The organism is Sphingobium salicis subsp. salicis, assembly GCF_049472635.1.
In the GTDB taxonomy this organism is placed as follows: Bacteria; Pseudomonadota; Alphaproteobacteria; order Sphingomonadales; family Sphingomonadaceae; genus Sphingobium; species Sphingobium yanoikuyae_A.
Map to the genome: position 1 here is coordinate 346,313 of NZ_JAYRCS010000002.1, position 20,573 is coordinate 366,885.

A 20,573-nucleotide genomic window follows, 5' to 3' on the forward strand; every position below is an offset into this window, starting at 1 on the left:
ACCCCTCGGATGAGGGGCAAAACATAGACAGATCAGCAGCTACGAAAATGTGGGGAGGTTTTGGCGTTTACGGACAATTAACCAACATTTCTGCGCAGGTTGGTTGATAATTAGGGCAGCAGTCGAGCATTCATTTTGCTCGGATGCCCTCCCCCCTCCCGCCTGAGATACTTCAACAAAACTTCTCAGCACGCCCCTAGACGCCCGGCGCCGCGCAACGTGGCGCGGGGCCAAAGTCGAATTGATCGACGTATGGGGATTACGGACGATTAACCAAAATCTCTACATAGGTTGGTCGATAACAGGGGCGGCAGTCCAGCATTCATTCTGCTCGGATGGCCCCCTCTCCTTCTGTACCCGACAGTCCTCCATGATGCCTAACTGTCCTGCACATCATCTACCTGGAAGCGTGTTTGACTAACCATCGCCATTTTGACATATGTGTCCGGGATAGGGGGTTCAATTTCGACGTTTTTTACGAACCGCCCTGATTCGAGACCGTAACAAGGAGACGCGCCGATGTTGTCCGGCCAGATTTTGGACACCATGATCACATCGTGCGAAAACGCCAAGAGCGTATTGCGACGAGCGGCGATCGATCCCTCTGATCGCAAGACCCTGAGCATCACCATGGGGGCGTCGGTTGCCGCGGAATTTCTCGGGCGGACCCCTGAAGCACTGGCCAAGGCGGAGGCGCGCGGTCGCCTGCCCGCGCCCAAGACCGCGAACAATGGTCGACGCTTCTATACGGTCGAGGACCTTATCGCGATCCGCGAGGCGCTCGGCATTAAGGCGGGCAAGTTGCCCGACGAACGCGCTGTCGTGGTCGCGGTCCAGAATTTCAAGGGCGGTGTCAGCAAGTCGACCACATCCAAGCATCTGGCCGACTATCTGGCTTTGCGCGGCTACCGCGTTCTCGTCGTCGATTGCGATCCTCAGGCCTCGATGAGTGTCATGTTCGACGTCAATCTTGAGGAACTGGTCGAGGAGACGCACACACTTTCCAATTATCTCTCGCCCCGTATCGATGAGGCGGATTCCTTCCGAAAGACGATCAAGCCTACCGCCTGGCCCAACATCGACATCTGCCCAGCCAATCTTGGGCTGCAGGATACAGAGTGGGAGCTGACGGCCACCATCGAGGAAGGACCGCACGCCATCGCCGGAGCGTTCAGAATGCTGCGTGTCGGGTTGGAAGAGGTTCGTCATGACTATGATGTCATCATTCTTGACCCGCCGCCGGCCATGGGTTTTCTGGGCGTCAATACACTGAGCGCAGCGGACGGGCTTCTCATCCCGGTGCCGGCACGCCAGCTCGACTATCTCTCGACGATCCACTTCATGCAGACCTGTCGCGAGGCGATGAGCCTAGTGTCGAAGTTCGACAATTCCATCGATTATGGCTTCATCAGGGTAGTATGCACGATGTTCCAGCCCAATCGCACCAACGAGGCGCAGATGCTGCAGGTCATGGAGAAGACCTATGCCGGCCAGATGCTCTCGACTCCGATCCTGCTTTCGGAAGAGATCAAGAATGCCGGGATCGCGATGTCGTCCATCTACGAGATCAACAAGCCTTACGGCTCTCATCAGACCTATACGCGCTGCAGGGACAATCTCAACGCCGTGTTCAAAGAACTCGAGAAGGATATCTGCAAGCAGTGGCCCTCTCGCCTTGCCCAGCTGGGCACTGACAGGCTGACGGAGGCGGCATGAGCAGCGCGGGAGGACGCCGTCGGAGCCTTTTGGCCAGCGCGATCGACAGCCTGGATATTATGGCGCCTGTCCACGAGCAGGGCAGCGCGGCGGTCGCACCTGCCCCATCAAGCCCCGCGCCCACGCGGCAGGAGGCAGCCACGCCCTCCTTTCTCGAGCGGCGCGGCGTTGCGTTTGACGAGATCGCGCGGACCGTTAAGCGGCCCACTATCCGCATTCGGCCGGACGAATGTACCGTGTGGCCGGGTAATGCGCGCGACTATGCGAGCCTGAGCCATGAGCGCTGCGCCTCGCTCATTGACTCCATCAAAGAGGAGAATGGCAATCGGGAACCGGTTGTCATCCGCCGGACGCAGGATGGCGAAAAGCCCTATGAGCTGATTGTAGGAACAAGGCGCCATTTCTCGGTCGCCTGGCTTCGCGCCAATAATCATGCCCAGATCGATCTCATCGCACGCATTGAGACTCTGGATGATGAAGGCGCGTTCCGCCTTGCCGACATCGAGAATCGCGAGCGTGAGGACGTGTCCGACGTCGAGCGGGCTCGCAATTACCAGCATGCGGTCGGCGCTTATTATGGTGGCGTGCGGGCGCATATGGCCGAGCGGCTCGCCATCGGTAAGCAGAACCTGCACAACCTGCTACAATTGGCCGAGCTTCCACAGGAGGTAGTGGACGCATTTGCAACCCTGTCCGATCTCAAGGTTCGTCATGGCATGAAATTGTCGCCGCTCCTCAAGCAGCCGACTTTGCGCGATGCGATCATGGCGGAAGCCAAGATCATCAGCGCGGAGCAAAACCGGCGTCGACGAGCGGGCGAGCCGATGATCGATGGCCCCCAGGTTCTTCAGCGCCTGGCTGCCGCTAATGCACGCCCGGCGACCAAGGCAGCCCCTCGCCATCGCTCCAGCCTTTCGACCAGCAAGGGCGAGGAGTTTGGTCAGATCGTAGCGGACAGTCGGATCAAGGGCATGACGCTGACGATCAATCCTCGGGGCAAGCTTGATATCGACGAGATCCTCGAGGCGCTGCGCCCGGTGATCGAAGGCGCCAAATTCACATCGCGATAGGATTTTGTCGTCTTAATTCAGATACTTATCTAAGAGTAAAACATGTTTTACTCTGATGGAGTTCAAGAACGAACATGGCTTCACGGAAGGATGCCCGGGACGATATCCAGGTTGATCTGTTTCTACCGCAGCTCACCACCCTCCCCATGCGCGATCAGCGCGAGACCATGGAGAGGCCCTTCTTCTCGCTTTCAAAGCGCAAGCGTCTCAAGCCGATCGACTATGTCAGTCCCGATCGCAAGGTAACGGTCCATGTGAGTGCCAACTCCGAATATGGGCTGGCGACAATCTATGATCTCGACATCCTCATCTACTGCGCCTCTGTGCTGATCGAGCATAAGAGGCGTGGGGCAAATGACATTCCCCAGACGCTTCATATCGTCCCCTATGACATGCTCACGACGCTCAAGCGCGATGCAGGGGGACGATCCTATGAGCTGCTTGGCAATGCGCTTGATCGGCTCCAGTCGACCACCGTCAAGACCAACATCCGTTCAGGCGATGCCGTGGAGACGACCTTTTCCTGGATCGACAGCTATAGCCAGCTCAAGGATCGCAATGGCCAGGTCCGTGGTATGCGCATCACGCTTGCCAAATGGTTCTATGACGGCGTCCTGATGGAGGGTGGGGTTCTTGCAATCGATCCGGCCTATTTCTCGTTGACCGGCGGCCGCGAACGCTGGCTCTATCGCGTCGCACGCAAGCATGCCGGCGGCGCAGGCCCCGATGGTTTCTCGATCAGCATGCCCACGCTGTTCGAGAAGTCGGGTGCGGAGGGCGACTATCGCCGCTTCAAATTCGAAATGGCGAAAATCGTCAGGGAAAATGCACTGCCGGGCTATGCCCTCGACCTTGTCCACAGGGAAGGCACCGAGCCAATGATCCGCATGGCGCGGCGGGAGCTCGATACCACGCCCCCTGCCCTTTCCTCTCGCGAGCCCGGCGCTGCACCCGCACGGGCGCCAAAGGGTAGAGAGGCTGCAGACGCCAGGGAAGCACCAGTGCGCTTTCCTGAACAGGGTTCCATCGGCTATGGCGCGTTCGGAGCGATCGCACGCGCGAACCTGCCCTCGCCCCAGCGCGACCATCTGGTTGTTGCAGATGATTTCCGCGCCTTCCTGCGGGCCCGCGATATCGCCTTTGATGCCAGGAACATCACCAGCATCTTTGCCTCCTTCTGCGCGAAGCAGCGTCCTGCAAGCTGAGCCTTGTCGCCATCAGGATCGTTTTTGCCTCCGCCCAGGCGATCGGGAGCGGTCCGTTCCTGAAATACCGCCTTGAAGAGACGGGTAATGTCCCTCCCCTCTCCTAGCGATCGCAATTGCAACCACATCACTTGGTACCTGCTGCGGCACTCATTCTTGCCCTTCATCCGATGTCCGCTGCATGAGTGGCCGATCGGCATTGACGGCGATCTGGCGTGCATGGGCACGCCAGATCGCATGGCCGGTCCCAGCAAGTGACAAGGGCTTCGCTTGACGTGCCGTGGCGGCAAGCGCCCTCCCCTGCCCCATGCGCTGGTTCTTTAAAGCCGCCGCTTCGCCGGCTCACCGCCAAGCCCCCCAAGCCGAAGCTTCCCGCTCTGTTATGATCGTGCCGATCTGTCGGTCTCGCTCGACGCTGATCAGCCAGAACATGCCAAGGCGGTATTTCAGGAACGGCCTTGGCACGAGCCCGACAGCCAGTCCGCGCACGATGCGCCAACCATGTACCGATCGCTCCCAAAGCTGGAAGACCGTCGCGAGACATCTGTGTTTCAGCCTCGTGCGCCTTGCAGCGCCACATCGATAGCGGGAGCCTGTATAGCACCGGTCGGGCCAAGATGCCCGGGACTGGGCAGCGCCCCTGGCGACGCATCCAGTCCTGAAGGCAGCAGCTCATAAGGGCGAACAAAGGCAGGATCTCTGCGGGAACACCCCTGGGAGGGGAGGGGGCCTTGTCCCGGACAGGACGAGGCTGCGGCACAGGGAGCCGGGATCGGCTGATCCTTAAATCCCGCGCATGACAGATGGCGCACATGCCCTCGTCACTCCATCCGTTCCCGAAGTTCCGTAGCGAGTGGGCGCTAAAATGGCTCAAGCCCGCTCCGTACCCGGTCTGGTACCAGCAAGAAGCGGCCAGATGGCCATTTTCCAGCCGAAGGCCATGTTCCTCAAATACCGTGCCTCCAGGCAGCAGCCCTATGTCGGTCCCGCTTGCCGATGGGCCTGCGCCAATGCTCGCAGCTCAATTTTCGTCGCGATCGGACAGGTGATATGCATACAAAAACCCGACTTTTCGGTGACATATCGGCAAGTAAAACATGTTTTACTCTCTATCGCCCGCCACTCCTACTGGCATACGGCACGGGATATCAGGAACGGCCAGCGGGACTTCAGGAACGCATCTACGGGGTATCAGGAACACCAGTTGCGGGACTTCAGGAACAGGTCAGCGGGACTTCAGGAACGGTGCTTCTGATGCGAATCGCGCTGAATCCGCGATTCGCCCAGCCTGTTGAGCAGCGCTAACTTCTTATGGATTCTTCTAAACTTGATAAGACGCGCCTTGCGGCGCTTTCCTTCCTGATTGAAATTTAGCCGGAGACAGGGATTTGCGGAAGACCCTGGATTGTTCGATTGCACGTAGAGCTTCAACGATAGCCTGCTGATGGCGCAGGGAGGCAAGGGTGCGCCGGACAATGGGCCAGAAGTCCGAACACCACTCGCGCGGACATTACGGCCCATCCATCTGCCCCGACCCGCATAGTCATAATCTGGACGCAGCACCTGCCAAGTTCGAGGGCCTTCGACAGGGCAGGGAACGCATCACCGCACCCGCTCATTGGCGGCATATGCCGGCCAGGGCTAACGATCTCGACAAACATCTTGAGGCTCGCCAAGTCCAAGCCCAAGCCAGAGATGGGAGGGCCTCTTGTGTCAGTCCCAGGCCGGGAATTGGACTGACAACCGACAAGGGCCACTACCAATGCTGGCATGACAATGCTCGGTTTCCTCATCGATATGAAAGCCTGATCAGCAAATCTTGTGCAAGGCCTGATGGGAAGGGCCTGCCAAACAAGGATTACGCGCATATCCCCTGTTTTCGCACTTGGCTGCAGAGGAGGGGAGCGATACCAATCTCGCAACCGAAGCCTCTCTTCATCATTCATGTCGCGTCCCGGTCATCACGGCAATGTCCGCTCGGCGCAGATGATCAGGTCTTTTGTCGCACGATCTATCCTCGGCAGCCGCTGGCCAGGCAGCATGCTGCGGTCACAGGCCGTCGCGGAGATCCGCTCAAGGAAGAGCGACGGGATGAAAGGGCATCCTAACCCTGCGATCGGAAACATCTGTGCATTTCGTCGAGCCCCAGTGGCTCAGACCAAGGCCGTTAGCGTCCGCGCTCGTGGTGTAATTTCCGGTGTAGATTGAGGTGATCGCATGGGGTTGGGCATGCCCAACCCCATGCGATTTCGAACTCGGTGGCCACCGGGCTCATCGGTAAGGTGGAGTTACCACACTTCACACGCCCACCGAGGAGTTGATCCCGATGACCGACGACAGACTACCGCTTGCCGAACTGATGGCGAAGACCGGAGATGGAGATTTCCTGCGTACGATCGCCGAGAGCGTATTGCAGATCATTATGGAGGCCGATGTCGACGGCCTGGTCGGCGCTGGCCGCCATGAACGATCGGGCGAACGCACGACCTGGCGCAATGGCTACCGCGACCGCAGTCTCGATACCCGGCTCGGCACGCTCAACCTCAAGATCCCCAAGCTGCGGACCGGCGCCTACTTCCCCGGCTTCCTGGAGCCGCGCAAGACTGTTGAGAAGGCGCTGGTCGCAGTAATCCAGGAGGCGTGGATTGCCGGGGTCAGCACCCGGCGCGTCGATGAGCTGGTGCAGGCGATGGGCATGACCGGGATATCCAAGTCCTCCGTGTCAAAGCTGTGCAAAGACATCGACGAGCGCGTCCATGCCTTCCTCAAGCGCCCGCTCGCCGGTGACTGGCCCTACCTCTGGCTAGATGCCACCTACCTCAAGGTGCGCGAGGGGGGACGGATCGTCAGTGTCGCCGCGATAATCGCCGTCGCCGTCAACACTGAGGGCAAGCGCGAGATCGTCGGCCTGCACATCGGCCCTTCCGAAGCCGAGCCCTTCTGGTCGAGCTTCCTCAAGGACCTCTCCCGCCGCGGCCTGACCGGCGTGAAGCTGGTCATCTCCGATGCCCACGAGGGCCTCAAGGCAGCGATCACCCGCGTGCTCAGCGCCACCTGGCAGCGCTGCCGCGTCCACTTCATGAGGAACGCGCTCGCCTACGTGCCCAAGGGCCAAAACACGGTTGTTGCTGCTGCGATCCGCCAAGTCTTCCTCCAGCCCGATCATGCGGCCGCAACTCAGGTCTGGCGTCAGGTCGCCGATCAATTGCGCGCCAGATGGCCCAAGCTCGGCGCCTGCATGGACGATGCCGAGCACGACGTGCTCGCCTACATGACCTTCCCCGAGCAGCACCGGGTCAAGCTTCACAGCACCAACCCGCTGGAACGCCTGAACAAGGAAGTGAAGCGCCGCGCCGATGTTGTCGGCATCTTCCCGAACGAGGACAGCATCATCCGCCTCGTCGGTGCCGTCCTGCTCGAGCAGAACGATGAATACCAGCTCCAGCACCGCTACATGCAGATCGAGGGCATGGCCGCCCTTGCCACACCCATAACCGAGGAGGTTCAGCCGCTACAGATTACACCCAAGGCCGCCTGAAAATGCAGCCCGATGGCCAGCACCGAAATTACACCACATTGACGGACGTGACCCCAAGGCCTGTCCAGGCGTCGCTCGCAATCATTCTGGCTCTGCAGTCGCGTGGCTTGCGCTTGAAACATGCAGTGCAACGCGACAGGGGCGCTGGTGAATGGACGATCTGCCGCGGCCCGATCAGAGCCCTCATTGGTTGATGCAGGCTTGATGCTGTCACTCACCAAGTATGAGAACCATCTTCAAGCGGCCAACAACGCCGACTGACCCCATGCATGCCCTATGTGCCCGCGCAATAGCTGCGATGATGCCTCTCGAAAGGAACAAATCATGAAATCGCGCATGGTGCGTTTTAAGGGCTACTGGAGGGCCTTGGACGCGCCGGCAGGATATGGATCATCAATGCCGCATTTTGGCTCTCAGAAGGGCTCCTGGAAGGGGTGATTTTTGGCCTCAACCTCTCCGAGAGGCTCTGCAAACATAGGTTGGGATCTTTGCTGTTCCACCAAAGTCGCGCTTTGTGGTTCGCTGAGCGGGATAGCATAGCGCCGGTAGCTGGCCTGGCCAGTCGTTTCGATCAGCAGGCCTTCGTCATGCGCGATCGACAGCAGCTTGATGGCGCCGGCGTGCGTGAGACCCGTACGCTGTGCCACGTCGCTGCTGTTGATCAGGGGGCGCTCCATTGCAAAGGCCATCAGCTCTCCAAGTTGACCGCTGCGTCGACGACGCACGAGAACATGGCGCACGCGCATGGCGAAGGCGCGCAATCGGTTCTCGAGTTCGAGATGGGCCATTGCGCCTGCCCGAATGGCGCCAAGCCACAGATGCTCGGCCTCCTCGCCGCTCGCCGTCTTCCAGCGGCCACCATTGTGGCGCATGCCCAATGCGACAAGCCCGCCCTGCGAACCTGGCTGACGGCCCATGCTCCACCGGTCACCGATAAGAAGGCTGGCGACAACGTCGCCGCGTCCAAGAGGCGCGTGGCGCCGCCAGAGGGAAGAGAGACGGGCGGCCATGAGAAGGGGCGGGGCAGGGGGCAGTGCTGTGCTGGCTCTCGACCAGGTCTCGATGGCCTGAATCGTTTCCCATCGTGAGTCTGGTCCGGCGCCTGCGCGCTCCCCACCCAGCCAGGCGAGAAGCTGTTCGGGCTCTTCGAGCAGCGCCCTGCGGCTGATCGGTGCCCCGATCGCATCTTTGCAATGTGTAAGGTCATAGTCGCCCGATCGCAGTCGACCGCGCTTGTCGAACACAAGCGCGTCGGCAGGTATGTCGAAACTGTCGGCCCAGGCGAGGGCATGACGCTCGGTCCAGGCCATGCGTGCGCGCCATGCGCCGGCAATCGGAGATGTGGCCCATCGATCATCCAATCGCTCGAGGGCGCCATGGGCCTTTGCATAGGCAAGCATAAGATCGCTGCGATCCACGTCGGGCTGCTTTCCACGATGGCTATTTCTATAGGATGTTTAGTCCAGTTTCCTGCCATTTGGTAATCCATAATTAAAGCTAAATGTCATTTCAGTGAATGGTGAACATAGCTTAAAAAACTGAATAACCGACAAGGGCCATTATCATTGATCCAAAATCGGTAATTTTCTATAAGATGGCTTATGACAGCGAAGCGAACATGGGCATGAACGATACGTCCAAGCGCCCCTTGCGCGGATTGAGAGCCTTCATGGCGCTGCCGGAAGAGGCCGAGGTTCCCGTGCTCTCCCGGCCGCAGAGCGAGCCTGTTGCCCCGGAGCCTGCCACATCTCAGGTCCCACCCGATGCGCCGCCGGGCCCGTTGCTGACCGGCACTGTTATGCCTGCGCCCGGGCAGCGTTGGGCTTATGGCGCGCGTAAGCAGGAACTGGCCGCGCGGCGAAGCTGGCGCGAGGCCGACCGCGCGCGCACGCCGCTGCAGCGCTTTGAGGCGGTTCTCGCCCAGTTGCCCGGTCGCGAACGGCCGGTGCTCAACATTGATCTTGTCGAGGCGACGCTTGCGGCCAGTGCTGCCAATACGGTGCGTGGTCTCCTTGCTGACATGCGCGGCTTTGGCGATGCCTGCCGCGCCCAAGGCGTGAGCGCCTTGCCTGCGCAGCCCGCCTCGGTGATCGCATTCCTGCGGGATCGCGCAGATGGGGTAGGGGGAAAGTCTGCCCGTCCCGCGACATTGTCCCGTATCCTATGGGCTATCGGGACCTTCCATAGGTTGTTTGGGCTCGAGGATCCCACCAGAAACGACCTTGTCCGTCTCGAGATGAAGGCCTTGCGGCGCCGTCTTGGCACCGCCCAAAAACAGGCGCGGCCTTTGCGATACAAGGGGGCCGTGAGCGATGTCTTCGGCGCCCAGAGCCGAGGGGTGAGCCTTAAGGCATTGCTCGAAGCCTGCGGCTCGGACGAAAAGGGGATTCGGGACCGCGCCTTGCTTTCCGTCGCCTATGATACCGGTCTGCGCGCTTCAGAACTTGTGGCCATCTGCTTTGAGCATATCCTGCCTGCAAGCGATCCTGATACCCGGCTCCTCGTCATTCCCCGGCATAAGGGCGACCAGGAAGGGGAGGGGGCTACTGCCTTTCTGTCGATGCGCTCGGTCCTTGCCCTTCAGGCTTGGGCGAAGGTCAAGGACGAACTTGGCGTACCCGGTGAGCAGGGCGCCGTCTTCCGGCGTCTGTTCATCAAGATGCGCAAGCCTGCCGATCCGGCGAAATTGCGTGCTGATGCCCGGCGCAGGGCAGCAGCTACCTATTTGGGTCTACCCGGCCTAATGTTGGACGAGGGTAGCAGCAAGCGCGCGGGCGCTGGTCCCTTGAAGGTGGTTACGCTTGGGCAGGAACCGCTTCGCCCCCAGGCGGTTACGCAGATATTCAAGGCACGTGCACAGGAGGCCTGGGATAAGGGCCTTATCCCCGACCTGACAGCTGAAGAATTTGCCCAATGGCACAAGGGAATCAGTGCCCACTCTACACGGATCGGCATGAACAACGACCTGTTTGCGGCCGGCGAGGATATTGCCGGTATCATGGATGCGCTGCGCTGGAAGTCACCCAAGATGCCGCTTCTTTATAACCGCAATCTGGCAGCGGAGCACGGCGCGGCGGGGCGGTTGCTGACGCGCATGAAATAGGCGTCACACAATCTCGGCCCGTAGGCGTTACAAGTCGTTCTGAAGGTCGCGCCAAGCCTGTTCTGCAGCAGCTTTTGCTGCATTGAAATCCGTTGCCTCTTGCGTCCTTAGAAGTTGGCTCTGGTTGGGTCCGGTATAGATTTCCCAGCCAATCTTCGCCGCCGCGTCGCCCGTCGGAGGAATATCATAGGCAATCAGCTCATAGTCGCCGACAATTGCATGCTGGGCGCGATTGGCACTCCAGTAAGCGCTATCGTCGACCCAATGCAGCGGTGAGGGATCAGGGCTCATCTCGCAGCATTCATATCAGGCTGAGGAAAACGTCGACGCGAACGAGGTACAGGGGGGGGCGGCAGGAAGCGACCGCATTTCGGTGTTCAGCGCTGCTGAAGGACAAGAGGGTCGTCTTCGCCACGTTTGGAGCTGAGTGACTATCGGTAATAGCTGACCGGCGCCTCGCCTACTGCGGAAATGCTAATTGATTGGACCGGGTGTCGTTACGCGCGACGGCAGTTGTAACTGCCAAGTTCGCACTCGCGCTAGCAATGGTACGAGTCATGTCGAGCAGACGGTCGAACGGCAGTACAAAGCCTACCACCAGCGCGGTCTGTTCCGGTGAAATGCCAACTGCCGATAGCACAGCTGCGAGCATGAACAAAGATGCAGATGGAATTGGCGCGGTACCAAAAGCTGCTAACGCGCCGGTTAACAGCATAATTCCCAGCATCGTAGAATCCGGATGTACGCCCAGCGCCTGCAGGGCAAAGATGCTGAGCAGGCCGACATACATGGCGGTGCCGTCCTTGCCAATGCTGGCGCCAATGGGCAACACGGTCGATGCGATGGCGGGATCTAGCTGCAATTCTTCCTGTGCTACCCGTAGCGCGACAGGCAATGTCGCTGCGGAAGAGGCAGTAGAGAAGGCGACCAGCAACGGATCAACGGCCGCGTGGAAGAAGCGGCGGATCGATAGGCGTGCGACCAGCCTGATGAGCGGCAGATGGACCAGCAATATTTGGACTATCACACCCAGCAGCACGCACAGCGCCAGCCAGCCGATATTGGCGAAGACGGCGATGCCATTGTCCGCCACGGCCTTGGCAATCAGGGCTAGGACGCCGAAGGGCGTGATTTCCATCACGAGGCGGACAAGGTGAAACAGCACCCGGCTGGCCGATTGCAGCATATTGGCCATGGGCCGTGCTTCGTCTCCGGCCAGAATGACGCCGCAGCCAAACAGCATGGCGAAGAAGATGATTGCCAGCATATCCCCTTCGGCCAATGACTGGACGATGTTGACGGGCACGATGCCGATCAACTGATCATGCAGCGATTTCGCCTCCTCCAATGCATGGGGCACAGCCTTGCCCAGTGCTGCGCCGGTGCCGGGCCCGATCAACAATCCCAGCGCCATGCCGATCGAGACGGCGCAGGCAGTGGTGAAGGCGAAAAGAAGGACCGTACGCCCGCCTACTGATCCCAGCCGGCGCGGATCGGCGAGAGCCGTTACGCCTGATGCGATCGACACGAAGACAATGGGGACGACCAGCATGCGGATCAGCCGGACGAAGAGTTCGCCGACAAAGCCAATCCAGGGAATAGCGGCTGGCCAGAATAGCCCCGTCAACACGCCTGCGAGCAACCCGCCCAACACGCGCAGCCAGAGGGGAATGGCGAACCAGCGGCGGGTCATTGTTGACATGCTGTAGTTACAGTCCGCCCCAGAAGCCCGGTTGCGCGGGCAACAGATGTCCGCGAACCCCTGTCACGCCGCCTTCCCGGTCGACCGACAGCCAGAGCGGTCCGTCCAGATCGACAAACTCGCTGTCCGCCGCAATGGCCCAGGCGGGCGCGACAGAGAGGGACGAACAGATCATGCAGCCGGTCATGACGCCAAGGCCGCGCGCGCGCGCGGCCTGAGCCAGGTCGAGCGCGGCGGTCAGGCCACCGGTCTTGTCCAGCTTGATATTCACCACGCCATAGCCGTCGGGCAGGCTATCGAGATCAGCGGCGACATGGATGGATTCGTCGGCGGCGATCAGGATCGCAGAGCTAAAGCCGTTGAGATCGCCATCCTCATGCGCGGGCAGCGGCTGTTCCAGAAGGTCGACCCTCAGGTCGATCATCAGCGCCTGAAGATCGCTGACCTCCGCCATCGTCCAGCTTTCATTAGGATCGACGATCATGCGGGGGGAGGGCGCGGCGGCGCGGACGGCGCGGAGCTGGGCGGCGGGATCGGTCCGGTCGACCTTCACCTTGATCAGGGGCACGTCGGCAAGCGCGGCAGCGGCCAGTCCCATGGCGTCGGGCGTGTCGAGGCCGACGGTCATGGCCGTGGCTATAGGTGTCAGCGGCCGGGCAAGACCCATGGCCGTGGCGATGTCGCTGCCGCTCAAGCGCAATTCCAGATCCCACAGGGCGCAATCAACCGCGTTGCGCGCTGCGCCTGCGGGCAGCATATCGATAAGGACGCGGCGATCGATGCCGCTTTCCAACGCTTCCCGGATTGCCTCGATCTCGATAATGCTGCTTTCCACGCTTTCGCCATAGCGGGGATAGGGAACGCATTCGCCCCGGCCGATGACGCCGCCTTCCGACAGGGTGACGGTGACGACATCAGCGGCGGTCTTGACCCCGCGCGAAATGCGGAAAGGGGTGGCGAGAGGAAAGCTTTCCCCCAGAGCGGTCAGCGTGCGGGCCATGGGGATCAGGCGGTCTTCGTTGCGGGCGCGATCGTCGCCGTGTGCGTTTCCAGCAGCCGGTCGAGGATCGCCTCCACGCCCATGCGATAGGGATCGGAACAGGGCAAGCCGAACTCGTCGCCGATACGGGCGCAGAGCGCTAGCGCCTCTGCCTCTTCCAAGGCGGAGGTGTTGAGCGCGATGCCGACGACGCGGACATCGGGGTTGGTGAGGCGGGCGGTGCGCAGATTGGCTTCCAAACAGTCGGAAAGGCCCGGCGGCTTGTAATGGGGCAGGCCGCGCATGCTCTGGCGCATAGGATCATGGCACAGCACCAGTGCGTCGGGTTGAGCACCATGCAGCAGGCCTGTCGACACGCCGGCGAAAGAGGGGTGGAAGAGCGAACCCTGACCCTCGATCAAATCCCAGCCGCCATCATTGCGATCGGGCGAAATCTGTTCGATCGCGCCGGAGATGAAATCGGCCACCACGGCGTCCAGCGGCACGCCGTCGCCTGCGATCAGGATGCCGGTCTGGCCGGTGGCGCGGAAATCAGCGGGCACGCCGCGTGCGGACAGGGCGCGGGCCAGGCAAAGCGTGGTATACATCTTGCCCACCGAACAGTCGGTGCCGACGGTCAGCAGGCGATTGCCGGCGCGCTTCTTGCCGTTGCCGACCGGAATGTCGGCGCGGGGATCGCGCACGTCATGCAAGGTGCGGCCGAGGCGTTTAGCGGTTTCCACCAGTTGCGGTTCGTCCTTCAACCGCTGATGCAGGCCCGATGCAATGTCGAGCCCGGCCTCCATCGCCGCAAGCGCGTCACGTACCAAATCTTCGCCCAGCTTGCCGCCGGCATTGGCGATGCCCAACACCAAAGTCCGTGCGCCTCCGGCATAAGCGGTGGCGAAATCCATGCGGGGGAAGCCCAGCGTCAGACTGCAATCGTCATGGCGGAATTCTCCTACACAGATATCAGGCCGGAACACCGCCAGCCCGCGCGAAGTCTTGATGCCAATATCGTCATTGCTGTGGCCGAGATAGAGAAGATAGGGCGTGGCGATCATGGATGTGTCGAACCTATGCTGATGGGAGGACGTGCTTTATCTTCACGTTCCCACCCAACCCAATATCAATGGCCATGAAGGTCATAGCCTGAGGCTATAGGTTATCGATAATGGTCGAGAGCAGATTCAAAAACTCCGATGCTGTTTTCGATGGTGGCCGGTTCTGTAGATATATGGCATTTATGTCGAAGGTTATGGCTGGTTGGAGTGGCCGGCTTGAAAGACCCGGTGCAGCAGCGGCATGTGCCGTAAAATTGTCCACGATGGCCATGCCGACCCCCGCGCGTACTAAGGCGGCTGCGATATAGTAAGTGCGTGCCGAAACCACCTCTTCAAGCTCAACATCGAGACGGCTCAACTCGTTGGACAGCATCACACCAATTGGCCCGCTCTTTATCGGACTGATAAATTTTCTGTTCCGCAAATCTTCCAAATGTAACCGCGCCGGAGCAGCTGGCAGGTCATCTTCGCGATACAGTATGACCAACTCGCCTTCGCCGATTACCTGATGAGCCACGGGAGCGGATATCGGAATTTCGAAACTGATAGCAATATCAGTTTCCCGCTCATAGAGTTTTCGTACCATCTCGTCATGATGGAGCGTTTGCAGATCGAACATGATGTCTTCGTGGCTTCGCAGGAAGCGCGAGACCGCCTCGGGTATTGCGCCTAACCCAAGAGAAGGAAGAGCGGAAAACCGTAACATGGCGCCGCGGCCGTTGCGCATATTCTGAGCAGCTTGCTTCAGTGAACGCACTCGGTCTTGAATGTCGGAGACTTCCGCGAACAGGGTGCGGGCATCCTGCGTTGGTATCAAGCCATTATTCGTTCGTTCGAACAATGGCAAACCAATCAATCTCTCAGTATGACGAAGTACCTTGGTGACGGCAGGCTGCGAAACATTGAGCGCGCGCGCGGCGGCGCTGACCGTGCCGTGCAAATAAACGGCGTGGAAAATTTCAATCTGGCGCAGGTTCACAGGCGTGGTCCCTTCAGGTGCGGCCCTGTTCGTCTGGATCAACGACGGCTGGGTACGTAACCGCTATGACATTCGGTTATAGGTGGTGCAACAGGCCGGACTGGACGGCCATCACTTATCGGGGCCATGTTGCCGATAAGGCTCAGCTTCCAAGGACTTCCTACCCATGCCTTCTTTCACCGCCGCGCGTCGCCTCCAGGCCCTATTGATGGCGGGGGGGCTGTCAGCCATTGCCGCTTTCAGCCATGCAGCACCGGGCGAGCAGGCGGACATAGTGATCCGCGGCGGCACCATCTATGATGGTGGTGCAGGCATGCCCTTTGTGGGCGATGTCGCGATGAGGGGGGATCGGATCATCTATGTCGGTCGCGCGGCGCGCATGAAAGCGAGCAAGGTCATTGATGCAAAAGGTTTAATCGTCGCTCCTGGTTTTATCGACGCCCATACCCATGCCGATAGTTTCATCCGCTCGCCGGACGCAGGTACGCGGGTCAATGCCGCTTGGCTGGATCAGGGCGTAAGCACAGTGATGATCGGCGTTGACGGGTTCGGTACACCCAATGTGGGTGCGGATGCCGCCAAGCTGCAGGCGTCGGGTATTGGGACGAATATCGTGCCTTTTATTGGCTTCGGGCGAGTGCGGCAGCAGGTGCTGGGCGATGATGCCCGCGCGCCTGATGCGCAGGAACTGGCGCAGATGAAGGCGCTGGTCGCCAATGGCATGTGCGAAGGCGCAACTGGCTTTTCGGCCGGGCTTTTCTATCCGCCGCAAAGCTTTGCCAAGACCCAAGAAGTGGTCGCGGTGGCGAAGGAAGCTGCAGTCCGGGGAGGTCTGTACGATACCCATCAGCGCGACGAATCCAGCTATAATATCGGTCTGCTCGGTTCGGTGAAGGAAGCCATATCGATCGGCCGGCAGGCCGGCATGCCGGTGCATTTTGCGCATTTGAAGGCGCTGGGCGTCGATGTGCAGGGTCAGGCACCGGCGGTGATTGCGGAGATTGAGGCGGCCCGCAAGGCAGGACAGGATGTCACGGCGGATCAATATCCCTGGCTGGCGTCGGGATCGAGCCTGGACGCGTCGCTGTTGCCCGGCTGGGCCGTCGATGGCGGCGGCGAGGCGCTGGTGAAGCGGCTGGACGATCCGGCGATGCTGGCAAAGATCCGGGACGAGATGCGGAATAACATGCGCCGGCGCGGCGGGGCGAAAGCGCTGCTGCTGATCGCACAGGGCTTCCCCTGGACGGGCAAGACACTGGAACAGGTGGCGAGCGAATGGCAGGTCGATCCGCGCGACGCGGCGCTGCGCATCATCCGCCAGAGCATCGAGACGACCGATCCGGCTAAGAAGGGCAAGGGCACGGGGGTTGCTTCGTTCAACATGGCGCAGAGCGATGTCGACCTGATCATGCAGCAACCCTGGATCGTGACATCGTCGGACGGATCAGACGGTCATCCCCGCATGTTCGCGACCTTTCCGGAAAAATATGTGAATTATGTGCGCAAGCGGCCGGTCATCAGCCTGCAGACCTTCGTGCGGCAATCGACGGGGGCCACTGCCGACATCTACAAGATCGATCATCGCGGCTATCTTAAAGCCGGCTATTATGCCGATGTCGTGGTGATCGACCCTGCAAAATATGCGCCGCGGGCCGACTATGTGCATCCTCGCGAACTGAGCGTCGGGGTGGCCAAGCTGTTCGTTAACGGGACCCTTGCGGTCAGTGACAGCCAGACCACCGGCGCAAGGGCCGGGCGGGCGCTGTTGCGGGCCAGGCCGACGACGGGCTGCTCCTGACGGACGAAAGGGACCATCAGCCAATCTGCGCAGGTCGGTATGTCGTGCCGATAAGGGGCGTGTCTGTCCGATCCCAGGCGTCTATCATCCGGAGCAATATGGCCCGCGCGGTAGGCTGGGGACCTGCGCAAGAAAAAGGGTGGCGGATCGTTGATCCGCCACCCTGTTCCTCCTTAAGATGTTCTTTGTTTTTCAGCACTTTCCGAGTCCGCAGATGATGGCATCTGCTTCGAAAATGCTCAGTTGGTTTTGAACCGCACGCCGACGCGGAAGGCGCGGCCCAGCAAATCGCTGTAAGTCGAATTGGCCGACAGGCCGGTTTCCGGCAGCAGGATCGGATCCTTGTCGAACAGGTTGGTGATGTTGAAGAACAGCTGGCCATCATATCCGCCGACCTTGATCTTCGTCGTCAGGTTGAGGTCGGTGTAGAAGGTGCCGTCGACATGGTTGTTGTTGATCGTCGGATTAGCTGCCGTGCTGGTCGGGCAACCCGTGGTGCAGACGATATAGGTGTTGTTGTAGGTACCCGAACTCACGCCACGGCCGACCGCGGTGATCGAATAGGTCGGCGTGTCGAACGTGGCCGACATGCGGAAGATCCATTTCGGGGTGCTGGACTGGCCGCTATTCTGACCCACCGTATCGACAGGTACCGAAATGCCGTTGTCGACCAGATTTTCCAGATAGTTGGTAGCAGTACCGTTCAGGGTCAGGCTGCTGGCACTCCCATTGTTGAACAGGCGATCCATCGGCAGGTTATAGTTCACGGCATAGTCGATCCCGCGCACCTTGACCTGGGCGAAGTTGAACGGGCTGGCGGTCACATAATAGTCGCGCTCGCCCAGCGGATCGGCGACGATCGCGGCGCAGAAGCTCTGAATGCCTTCATTGCAGCGCTGGGCGATGTCGTCGGCATAGAATTGCGCGATCGCATCCTTCACCTTGGTACGGAACCAGTCGACCGAGATCGACAGGCCCGGTGCAAAGCGTGGTTGCAACACGCCGCCCAGCGTCAGCGTATCGGCCTTTTCGGGCTTGAGCGCCAGATTGCCGGTGGTCAGTTCGCGGAAGGTGGCACCGGCATATTGGCCATAGGCCGATGCATTGGTGCCAAATGTGTTGGTACGCGATGTGCCCGACTGGAACAGTTCGTTAAGGTTGGGTGCGCGGATGTCGCGCGAACGAGTGCCGCGCAGCAGGATGTCGGGGATCGGCTGCCAGGTCAGGCCCGCCTTCCAGGTGGTGACAGTGCCCGATGTCGAATAGTCGGTCAGGCGTGCTGCTCCGTTGAATTCCGCGCCCAGGCCGAGCGGGACGACGGTTTCCAGATAGGCCTCCTTGACATTGTAGCTGCCGAAAGTGGGACGGAAATTGCCGACTGACCAGCCGCTCTGATATTCGGTGGGCACGTAACCCGACACTTCTTCCTTGCGATATTCACCGCCGATCGCAACGCTGACATCGCCTGCCCAAGTGGCGAAGGGCGTGGTCGACAGGTTGATGCCCGCGACCGTCTGCTTGAAGGTCTGATCGCGATAGGGATCGCCCAGCACATAGTCGATCGCCGCCTGGCTGGCGACGCCGGTGCCCAGGCGATTGAGCGGCACGCAGCCATTGGACGGGCTGGTCAATGACGAACGGCAGACGATGGTGCCAGCTGCTACGCCCAGCGCATTGCCGGCCGGCGCAAATACCGCGTCGGTCGCCAGCGCCATGCGCGACGTGTTCATGATGTCACGCAGCAGTTCATGCGTGTCGGTGCGGCCATATTGGCCATAGGCGTCCCACACGGCCTTGTTGCCGAACATCTGGAATTCGCCGCCCGCACCGATGGTGTAGCGCTGCACTTCGCGTGTGCTGTTATTCTTGCGATAGGGCAGGTCGGATGCCGAAGTACCGAGCGTGACGGAAGTTACCCCGGCCAGCGCCGCACTGCCCAGCGCATTGATCAGATAGGCGTTGTCGCCGGTCAGCGTCATCGTCGCGGCCTGAGGTCCAGCGTTGAACAGCGTCTTGTTCCAATTGTAGGACGCCTCGCCATAGACTTCCAGCCAGTCGGTCAGCTGATAGCTCAGGCGGCCAAATACGCCGCGCCGGTCGTCCTGCGCGTCCAGGCCGATATTGCGCGACGTGTCGTTCACTTCCCAGTCACCGCCAATCGTCTGCGAGCTGTCGCTGAGCGATCCGAACTGATATTGCTTGGCCGCACCGCCCTGGCCGAAATAGATGCCGCGCAGACTGGTCGTGCCGCCGACCTGCGAACGGATGATGCCGCCCGGTGTGGTGTTCCAGGTGCCAGCGCCGCTCACGACCAGGCTGGCCGGGCCGCCGGCTGCAATGGCGGCTGCGGTGTTGGCGACGGTGCGATAGCCCAGCTGGTTCCAGTCGCGATCGACCTGGAAAATGCCGTCCTTGTGCGCATATTCGCCCGACAGCAGGATATGGCCGCGCCCGTCGGCAAAGCTTTTGCCGATTGCGGCGTTGAAGCTGTAGTTGAAACCGTCGCCCTTGTCGGTGATGCCGGTGTCGGCATTGACCTTGAAGCCTTCATATGTCTTGTCGAGCACATAGTTGACCACGCCCGCGACGGCGTCCGAACCATAAGCGGCCGATGCGCCGCCGGTCACGATTTCCACGCTCTTCACCAGCGCCTGCGGGAAAGTGTTGATGTCAACCAGGCCGGTAATGGTGGATCCCACCGAACGGCGACCGTCGAGCAACACCAGCGTACGCACTTCGCCAAGGTTGCGCAGGTTCATCGTATTGATGCCCGCCAGGCCCGAACTAATGGCAAGGCGCGAGTTGGACGGACGGGTGCTGCCGGCCAGCGCCGGCATCTGGTTGATCAGGTCCGCGATATTGTTGGTCGGCGACTGGTTCTGGATCGCCTCCTGTGTCATCACGGTCAGGGGGGTGGGCGATTTGAAGCCGTCGCGTACGATGCGGGTGCCGGTGACGACGATCTGATTGGTCGGTGCCGTTTCCATGCCGCTCTGGGGCGTGGCCACCTCCTGCGCTAGAGCGGGGGCTGCATGCACCAATGCTATTGCGGTCATGGCCAGGCCAAGGCCATGGCGACGGCCGAAGGACCGACGAATTCGCCTGAAATCACGCATAGATAAAAACCCCCTTTTCACAGGACGGGGCTGCTCGCATTCATGCGTGCGCGGCGTTATTGCGCCGGTTTGGCCCTATCCAACCCATAACATCACATGACCGCAGGCAGGCTGTCTTGTCGATTTGCCGGTTCCCACCATACCGTCATCACGAACCCGGCAAGGCTCCGCTAATGGGCGCAAAAACCGGCTTCATGACGGGGAGGTTACAGGGTGGTCACGGCTGGTCAATAGATTTGGTATTACTTTGATCTTATACAGGTATAGCCGAAGGGAATGGCGGGGTGGATTTCTCGCCGCCAG

Annotated in this window: 13 protein-coding genes; 6 read left to right on the forward strand and 7 right to left on the reverse strand. The window is 60.4% G+C overall.

Annotated features, from left to right (window positions below; translation table 11 throughout):
* The first annotated feature begins 519 nt into the window (after positions 1-519).
* From VHN57_RS26200 to VHN57_RS26215, 4 genes are all read left to right on the forward strand, one after another.
* Complete coding sequence (locus VHN57_RS26200; RefSeq protein ID WP_037522374.1) at positions 520-1,716, forward strand: AAA family ATPase; 1,197 nt, start codon at positions 520-522, stop codon at positions 1,714-1,716.
* Positions 1,713-2,786 carry a ParB/RepB/Spo0J family partition protein gene (locus VHN57_RS26205; RefSeq protein WP_026109382.1) on the forward strand — a complete coding sequence of 358 codons (1,074 nt, stop codon included), beginning with the start codon at positions 1,713-1,715 and terminating at the stop codon, positions 2,784-2,786. The genes VHN57_RS26200 and VHN57_RS26205 overlap by 4 nt, the downstream gene beginning before the upstream one ends.
* 74 nt (positions 2,787-2,860) lie before the next feature.
* The gene (locus VHN57_RS26210; RefSeq protein WP_063977119.1) at positions 2,861-3,991 is read left to right on the forward strand and encodes a replication initiator protein A; all 1,131 of its coding nucleotides are present in this window, start codon (positions 2,861-2,863) and stop codon (positions 3,989-3,991) included.
* 2,326 nt (positions 3,992-6,317) lie between these two features.
* Entirely contained in the window at positions 6,318-7,529 is a 1,212-nt protein-coding gene (locus tag VHN57_RS26215) for an IS256 family transposase (protein ID WP_099231114.1), read from the forward strand.
* A gap of 413 nt (positions 7,530-7,942) precedes the next feature.
* On the opposite strand, the gene VHN57_RS26220 is transcribed toward VHN57_RS26215, so the two are convergent.
* Entirely contained in the window at positions 7,943-8,947 is a 1,005-nt protein-coding gene (locus VHN57_RS26220; protein WP_139149894.1) for a hypothetical protein, read from the reverse strand.
* A 206-nt stretch (positions 8,948-9,153) separates the two neighbouring features.
* Here VHN57_RS26220 and VHN57_RS26225 point away from each other — a divergent pair, with 206 nt between their 5' ends.
* The gene (locus VHN57_RS26225; RefSeq protein WP_423286445.1) at positions 9,154-10,632 is read left to right on the forward strand and encodes a tyrosine-type recombinase/integrase; all 1,479 of its coding nucleotides are present in this window, start codon (positions 9,154-9,156) and stop codon (positions 10,630-10,632) included.
* Between the two features lie 27 nt (positions 10,633-10,659).
* On the opposite strand, the gene VHN57_RS26230 is transcribed toward VHN57_RS26225, so the two are convergent.
* From VHN57_RS26230 to VHN57_RS26250, 5 genes are all read right to left on the reverse strand, one after another.
* Positions 10,660-10,923, reverse strand: coding sequence for a hypothetical protein (locus VHN57_RS26230; protein ID WP_017502142.1), 264 nt, complete (start codon positions 10,921-10,923; stop codon positions 10,660-10,662).
* 169 nt (positions 10,924-11,092) lie between these two features.
* A complete protein-coding gene (locus tag VHN57_RS26235; protein ID WP_017502143.1) occupies positions 11,093-12,325 on the reverse strand; it encodes a dicarboxylate/amino acid:cation symporter in 1,233 nt (410 codons plus the stop codon).
* Between the two features lie 16 nt (positions 12,326-12,341).
* On the reverse strand, positions 12,342-13,334 hold the full coding sequence (gene dgcA, locus VHN57_RS26240; protein WP_063976945.1) for an N-acetyl-D-Glu racemase DgcA: 993 nt from the start codon (positions 13,332-13,334) through the stop codon (positions 12,342-12,344).
* Positions 13,335-13,339: 5 nt separating this feature from the next.
* Positions 13,340-14,377, reverse strand: coding sequence for an N-acetyltransferase DgcN (gene dgcN / locus VHN57_RS26245; RefSeq protein ID WP_423286448.1), 1,038 nt, complete (start codon positions 14,375-14,377; stop codon positions 13,340-13,342).
* A gap of 94 nt (positions 14,378-14,471) precedes the next feature.
* The gene (locus VHN57_RS26250) at positions 14,472-15,356 is read right to left on the reverse strand and encodes a LysR family transcriptional regulator (protein WP_125999158.1); all 885 of its coding nucleotides are present in this window, start codon (positions 15,354-15,356) and stop codon (positions 14,472-14,474) included.
* Positions 15,357-15,522: 166 nt separating this feature from the next.
* On the opposite strand from VHN57_RS26250, the gene VHN57_RS26255 reads away from it, so the two are divergent.
* Positions 15,523-17,154 (forward strand): N-acyl-D-amino-acid deacylase family protein, encoded by a 1,632-nt coding sequence (locus VHN57_RS26255; protein ID WP_206435072.1) that lies wholly within the window; start codon positions 15,523-15,525, stop codon positions 17,152-17,154.
* A 239-nt stretch (positions 17,155-17,393) separates the two neighbouring features.
* On the opposite strand, the gene VHN57_RS26260 is transcribed toward VHN57_RS26255, so the two are convergent.
* Entirely contained in the window at positions 17,394-20,270 is a 2,877-nt protein-coding gene (locus tag VHN57_RS26260) for a TonB-dependent receptor plug domain-containing protein (protein WP_206435073.1), read from the reverse strand.
* Positions 20,271-20,573: the final 303 nt, after the last annotated feature.